We start from the raw sequence: 6461 nt of genomic DNA on the forward strand, positions 1-6461 counted from the left end.
GTCACGGTCGTACGGTCAAAGACTTGCTCGCTATGTCGAGATAGCCAGAACCCATCAGGTGTACGTCGAGCAGTTGGTCGAGGGCATCGTGGACACCCGCCTGGCGGGCGATGTCGAGCAGTGCGCGGGCCAGCACGGGCTCGGGACTGCGGGCCGCGATCACCAAGCCGACCCGCGGACCGTGGGCTGGACTCTTCAGCGGTACGACGCGCATGCCGTCGGGCACACCGAACATGTGCAGCCAGGCGTGCGAGATCACGGTCGACCAGTGGTTGCCGTGCAGGTGGCTGTAGAGACCGGAGACCGTGTCGCTTTCGATCGAGGGTGTCGCGGTCACGCCGTCGTCGGTGAAGTAGCCGTTCATGATCCGGCGGTTGCGCATGTCGGGGGAGAGCAGGCAGAGCGGCAGTCCGGCGACCTGCGCCCACGTTGCCACCGGCAACTCCGCCAGCTCCGAGTGCTGCGGAGTGAGGAGGAGATACCGCTCCTCGTACAGGGGCGTCTTGCGAACCTGCCCGAGGGTGTCGTCGTCGAGGTACGTCATCGCTACATCGAGATCGAAGTCGGCGAGCTTGTGGGTGATGTCGCGCGACGACAGCGATTCGAGGGTGACGCGAGCGTTCGTGTGCCGCTCGCAGAACGGGGTGGTGAGCAGCGAGACGACCGGCATCGCGGTCGGGATCGCGCCGAGCCGAAGCGTGCCGGTCAGGCCACCGCGCAACACCGACAGCTCGTGCCGGAGCGCGTCCTGCTCGGCGAGGATCCGCTGGGCCCACAACAGGACTCGCTCGCCTTCGGGCGTCAGCCCTTCGAAGCGACGACCGCGTCGAACGATCGGTACGTCGAGTTCCTGCTCGAGCTTACGAATCGCGGCGGACAAGGACGGCTGGGATACGTAGCAGGCGTCCGCGGCCCGGGCGAAGTGCTTCTCCCGGGCGAGGGCGACGAGATACTCCAGCTGACGGAGCAGCATCAGCAGCTCGGCTCTGAAGTGCAGACTGCATACCAGTCGTCTGTATACATAACGCAACTGTAGTGAGGTCGTCACGGTGCCGGAAGGTCTCGGACCGTGTGACCGGATCGTGTGAGGTGGATCACATGGAGGGTGTGTCTGTCTGGCGCGCTTCCACGCGACGGTTAGGAGAGAGACTCTCGCGGCGACAGGAGTGGTGATGGAAAAGGTTGTCTCGCAGGACGGCACCGAGATCGCGTACGACACGTACGGCAGTGGGCCGGGTCTGGTGCTCGTAGCGGGTGGGTTCACCGCTCGCTCGCGGTATGTGGAGGATGCCGAGGCGCTGGCGTCGGCGTTCACGGTGGTGAACTATGACCGGCGTGGCCGTGGGGATTCCGGCGACACGTTGCCGTACGCGGTCGAGCGTGAGTGGGAGGACCTGGAGGCGGTGCGGTCGGCGACCGGCGCTCGCTTCGCCTGTGCGAATTCGTCCGGGTCGTTGGTGCTGTTGCGGGCCGGGTTGCCGTTCGAGAAGCAGGCGGTGTTCGAGCCGCCGTTCCGGGTCGAGGGGGCGCCGCCGGTGCCGGAGCGGTACATCGAGCGGTTGCAGGAGTTCGTCGCGGCCGGGAACCCGGGTGGCGCGGCTGAACTCTTCATGCTCGAGGCAGTCGGTCAGCCGAAGGAGGTGGTCGACCAAATCCGGCAGAGCCCGATGTGGGCCGGCATGGAGGCGATCGCGCACACCCTGGTGTACGACGGCCTGCAGATGGGGGACAGCGCCGTACCGACGTCGCTGCTCTCCTCCACCGCAGTGGAGACGCTGGTCCTGTACAGCAACGCCAGTCCGCTGTGGCTGCAGGAATCAGCCCGCCAGACCGCGGCGGCCCTACCGCACGGGAAGCTTGAGGGCTACGACGGCACCTTTCACACCATTCCGTCGCCAACCCTCGCCGGCGCGCTCGAGGGTGAGTTCCTCAAGGGCTGACCTTGGGCAGGCGCATCGGCATCAGGATGTACGCCGACTCCGCTGTCGGGCTGTCGTCGGGTGATCGGAGGCCAGTGAGGTTGGCTGGTTTGGTGGGTTGGGTGAAGGCGAAGTGGGCGATCGGGGCGCCCAAGGAGGCGAGGCCGTCCAGTAGGTAGCCGGCGTTGAAGCCAGTCTCGATCGGCTCGCCGGTGAGCGTTGCCTCGACTGACTCCGAGGCCTGGGCTTCCTCACCGCTTCCGGCGTCGAGCGTCGCCGTACCGTCGGCGAAGCTGAGCCGGACCGGCGCCGTCCGCTCGGCCACCAGTGCGACCCGTTTGGCGGCCTCGATGAGCGCGGCCGTGTCCACGGTCACGGTGCTGGTGATCGCGCTCTCGGCGGGGATCAGCGTGCGGACCTTGGGGAAGTCGCCATCGATCAGCCGGCTCGTCGCCCGCCGGCCACCACCCTCGAACCCGATCAACCCGTCCCCTGCGCGGGTCGAACCGAGCGCGAGCGTGAGCTCGTGGCCGGCCATCGTCTTGGTCACGTCGTGCAGCATCTTGGCCGGGATCAAGACATTCGCCTCGACATCCGGATCGATCGGCTCCCACGGGAACGTCCGGACCGCGAGGCGGTATCGGTCCGTCGCGAGCAGGGAGATGGTCGCGCCACGGATCTCCACCTTGATCCCGGTGAACACGGGCAGCGTGTCGTCGCGCCCGGACGCGCTCACCACCTGCGCCACGGCCCGCGCGAACACGTCACCATCGACCACCCCGCTCGCGGCCGGCACCGCGGGCAACGCCGGATACTCCTCCAGCGGCAAGGTGTGCAGCACGAAGCGCGAACTCCCACTGCTCACCTGAACGACCGCTGCGTCGCCGCTCAGATCCACCGAGTCCCTCGGCATGCTCCGGCAGATGTCCGACAGCAGCCGGCCCGACACCAGGAACCGCCCGTCGTCCGCGACCTCGGCCGGAACACTCACCTGCGCTGAGCTCTCGTAGTCGAACCCCGAGAGCGTGACCTGACCGCCCGCGGCCTCGACCATCATCCCGGCCAGGATCGGCACACTCGGTCTGCTCGGCAGACCCTTCGCCACCCATCCGACCGCCTCGGCCAGCACCTCACGACCAACCCGAACCTTCATCCGCACTCCTCACCAGCAAGAAGTACGACTAAATCACCGGCCACCGACAATCTGTGCCGAAGGTGATGCGGGTGAGCTGGTTGGCCTGACCTCGCGTGAGCACAACAGCGGACGCAGCACCCGGTACGACGTGACTCGGGTCCTCGACCGCCTTCGCCAACAACTCCGGCCACCGACGGCAGTGCGTAGCCATGCTGCCTGCCCGTACGACGCGGCCGCGGGTCCACTGCCCGTCCCGCGCCACATCACCCGGTACGTCGATCAGCACCAGATGCAAAGGCAGTCCGGCCCGCTTGGCCCGCCAGCCGATCACTTGCCGGACCCACGGTCGCGTGGCGCAGTCATGCACCACTAACGAGCCGCTGCCTGCCCGCATCGCCTTCAGCACAAGGACGTAGTACGCCAGATGCAGTAACGGCCGCCACCACGCATATGGCACAGCTCTGAGCACAGGCATCCATTGGGCGCGCAGGCGCTCGGAGTCGAACACCCGCACTCCGTCGTACGCGCCGTCCACCGGATACAGGCGCCGTAACAACGTGCTCTTTCCAGCTCCTGGTACCCCACCTAGTACCACCACAGACTCCGCCGGATACCGCAACTCTCTCTCGCGGCCCGTGCGCTGTCGTATCGACAAACCCACCACGTGTCGCCCTTCCGTCACTCGCCAGTACAGATAAGACGAGCGGCGGACCGCCTACTGCCCCGAGAGGACGCTGAGAAGTCGCTAGGAAGTCGCTGAGAGGATGGCTGGTGGCAGGATTCACAGCGAGCGCTGGAGGTTGGGATGCAGTTTCTCGTCACGATGACGACGCACGTACCTGACGGTGTGACAGAGGCGAACGTCGATGAGGTCCGCGGTCGGGAGGCGGCCCACTCGCGTGAGCTCGCGGCGAAGGGTCAACTGCTCCGGTTGTGGCGCCCACCTCTAAAGCCAGGGGAGTGGCGAACCTTCGGACTCTTCGAGGCCGACGACGCCCACCACCTCGAGACGATCCTGGCCGCGATGCCGCTGCGCATCTGGCGGAACGACGAGGTCTCGGCGCTCTCACCACATCCGAACGACCCGGCCACACCGACTCCGCTGCAGCCGGACGCCAAGGAGTACTTCACCGTCTTCACCTTGACGATCCCCGAGGATGCGGACCCCGCGCTGGTCGACGAGAAGCGCGCAGGCGAGGCGACCAGCACACGCGCTCACGCCGCCGAGGGAACGCTCATCCGCCTCTGGCGCCGCGACGACGGCCGAGCCCTAGGCCACTGGCAAACCGAAACCGCCAACGAGCTGCAGAAGATCGTCGACACTCTCCCACTGGCCGAGTGGCTCCAGACCGAGATCATTCCCCTCACCACCCACCCCAGCGACCCCGCCCACGCAAACACCTAGCCACCGACGAACCCACCCCAGCCGCCACCCGAAGGCTCTCAGGCAGACATCTCGGCGACGCCGTACGCGAGCAAGAGATCAGGTAATCGCGCAGTCGCGCACGACGTCGTCGAAGCGCCAACCGCGCACCATCAGCGACGCCGTAGCTTCGACAACATCCTGGGCGCGTGACACTCGCCCGAGCATCGCTGGGCAGAAGGTTCATGGCGCGCGGTCTAAGAGCGCGCACCCCAAGTAGTTGACGCAGCGTGACGGTTGGGCCATCATCATGGCTCGGGTCAGGGGTGGCCCGCACTCTAAGTAGGGGGAATCTCGTGACACAGCAGTATCCGCATGCCCAAAATCCGCCGCAGGGGCCGCCGCCCTACCAGGCGCCGCCGCCGCCGAAGAAGAAGCACACCGCACGCAACGTCTTTATCGTCATCGCGGTCCTCGCCGTCCTCGGGATCGGCGGATGCGTGGCCATCGTCGGCTCAATCGGCAACGAGGTGAGCAAGTCGGTCAGCGCCGACTCCGAGAAGAACAAGCCGATCGAGGTGAAGCCAGGCGTGGCGTTCGAGCGCGGCAAGCACCAGGCGCTTGCCGGCTGGAAGGTCTCGAAGGACTCGGCGCTCGGTGGCTTCACTGTCACCGGCTCGGTGAAGAACATCAGCGATGCCACGTCTACCGCGTTCATCCACTTCAAGTTCATCGACGCCAAGGGCACAGTGCTCGGAAACGTGAGCTGCAACAGCGGTGACCTCGAGCCCGGCCAGACGCAGGCGCTGAACTGCATTCCCGATGGGACGTACGGGAAGTACGTGAAGATCACTGCGGAAGCCACCTTCTAGGCGACGCAACAAGCCCCCCAAACCACTGGTGCGGCTTGGGGGGCTTCGTCATTCGTCACCGGCACCCGGAGGTCGCCCGCACCGATTTGTATCGAGCGTCTGGTGACGCTGGTGGGACCTGTCTGGCGGTACCGGTAACTCAGCCGGCAATCACCCTGAGGCGACTGAGCGTCTGATGTGCATCTCGCAGGTCAGAGGGTCTTTGGGCGCGCCCGGCAGTGTTGTGGTTCACGACATCCCGGACACGTGTCTCGCGACATGCCGGATTGATGTCTCCAGAGATCGCGGGATGGGGTGCTGCCCGCGCTGAGCGTGCGGTCATGACATCCAACAGATTGCTGATCACCGCGATGGTGGTCCAGAACCGTCCTGTCCGTGAAGTTGCCGCGACCTACGGCGTGTCAACCTCGTGGCTGTATGAGCTGCTGGCCCGCTACCGCCGAGACGGCGATGCGGTCTTCGAGCCGCGGTCGCGACGGCCCGCCTCCAACCCGAACGCGATCCCGCTGGAGGTTGTGGACCTGATCGTGCGGCTGCGCAAGGAACTGGCCGGCCAAGGCCTGGACGCCGGCCCGGAAACGATCACCTGGCGCCTGGCCCACCACCACGACATCACCGTCTCCCGGGCCACCGTGGCCCGCCACCTCACCGCCCGCGGCATGGTCACTGCAGAACCGAACAAACGACCGAAGTCGTCCTACATCCGGTTCGAAGCCTCGATGTCCAACGAGTGCTGGCAGTCCGACTTCACCCACTACCGGCTCACCCGACCCGACGGCAGGCCCGGCGCCGACACCGAGATCCTGACCTGGCTCGACGACTGCACGCGCTACGCGCTACGCATCACCGCCATCACCGAGTCACCGGCTCGATCGTGCTCACCGAGTTCCGCACAACCGTTGCCACACACGGCATCCCGGCCTCCACACTCACCGACAACGGGATGGTGTTCACCACCCGCCTGGCCGGCGGCAAAGGCGGCCGCAACCCGCTCGAGACCGAGCTCCGCCGGCTGGGCGTGGACCAGAAGAACGGCCGCCCCTGGCACCCCCAGACCCAGGGCAAGGTCGAACGCTTCCAGCAGACCATGAAGAAGTGGCTCCGCGCCCAACCCGACCAGCCCGCGACCATCGCCGACCTCCAGGCCCTCCTCGAACGCTTCACCCACGAGT

At 66.5% G+C, this 6461-nt stretch carries 7 protein-coding genes and 1 pseudogene; 5 read left to right on the forward strand and 3 right to left on the reverse strand.

All coding sequences use genetic code 11. The features are described from left to right. Position 1: 1 nt before the first annotated feature. Entirely contained in the window at positions 2-973 is a 972-nt protein-coding gene (locus ACWF4Z_RS06555) for a LysR family transcriptional regulator (protein ID WP_452241923.1), read from the reverse strand. 199 nt (positions 974-1172) lie between these two features. On the opposite strand from ACWF4Z_RS06555, the gene ACWF4Z_RS06560 reads away from it, so the two are divergent. Continuing rightward, positions 1173-1940 carry an alpha/beta fold hydrolase gene (locus ACWF4Z_RS06560; protein ID WP_452241924.1) on the forward strand — a complete coding sequence of 256 codons (768 nt, stop codon included), beginning with the start codon at positions 1173-1175 and terminating at the stop codon, positions 1938-1940. On the opposite strand, the gene dnaN is transcribed toward ACWF4Z_RS06560, so the two are convergent. Together dnaN and ACWF4Z_RS06570 are read right to left on the reverse strand one after the other, a co-directional pair. Next, a complete protein-coding gene (dnaN, locus tag ACWF4Z_RS06565; RefSeq protein ID WP_452241925.1) occupies positions 1930-3072 on the reverse strand; it encodes a DNA polymerase III subunit beta in 1143 nt (380 codons plus the stop codon). The genes ACWF4Z_RS06560 and dnaN overlap by 11 nt on opposite strands. Before the next feature lie 28 nt (positions 3073-3100). Beyond that, entirely contained in the window at positions 3101-3736 is a 636-nt protein-coding gene (locus tag ACWF4Z_RS06570; protein ID WP_452241926.1) for an AAA family ATPase, read from the reverse strand. A gap of 123 nt (positions 3737-3859) precedes the next feature. Here ACWF4Z_RS06570 and ACWF4Z_RS06575 point away from each other — a divergent pair, with 123 nt between their 5' ends. From ACWF4Z_RS06575 to ACWF4Z_RS06590, 4 genes and pseudogenes are all read left to right on the forward strand, one after another. Continuing rightward, on the forward strand, positions 3860-4459 hold the full coding sequence (locus ACWF4Z_RS06575) for a muconolactone Delta-isomerase family protein (RefSeq protein WP_452241927.1): 600 nt from the start codon (positions 3860-3862) through the stop codon (positions 4457-4459). A gap of 314 nt (positions 4460-4773) precedes the next feature. Next, the gene (locus ACWF4Z_RS06580; RefSeq protein WP_452241928.1) at positions 4774-5289 is read left to right on the forward strand and encodes an FxLYD domain-containing protein; all 516 of its coding nucleotides are present in this window, start codon (positions 4774-4776) and stop codon (positions 5287-5289) included. 350 nt (positions 5290-5639) lie between these two features. Then, positions 5640-5876: pseudogene (locus ACWF4Z_RS06585) on the forward strand (leucine zipper domain-containing protein); the annotation flags it as partial. A gap of 287 nt (positions 5877-6163) precedes the next feature. After that, on the forward strand, positions 6164-6461 hold a 298-nt coding region (locus tag ACWF4Z_RS06590), incomplete at its 3' end, for an integrase core domain-containing protein (RefSeq protein WP_452241929.1).

It is taken from the genome of Kribbella sp. NPDC055071 (assembly GCF_053608045.1).

Excerpts from the sequence above, each read along its gene's own strand:
- ACWF4Z_RS06575 (WP_452241927.1), top strand. The coding sequence starts at position 3,860 with ATGCAGTTTCTCGTCACGATGACGACGCACGTACCTGACGGTGTGACA.
- ACWF4Z_RS06560 (WP_452241924.1), top strand. The coding sequence starts at position 1,173 with ATGGAAAAGGTTGTCTCGCAGGACGGCACCGAGATCGCGTACGACACG.
- ACWF4Z_RS06555 (WP_452241923.1), bottom strand. The coding sequence starts at position 973 with ATGCTGCTCCGTCAGCTGGAGTATCTCGTCGCCCTCGCCCGGGAGAAG.
- dnaN (WP_452241925.1), bottom strand. The coding sequence starts at position 3,072 with ATGAAGGTTCGGGTTGGTCGTGAGGTGCTGGCCGAGGCGGTCGGATGG.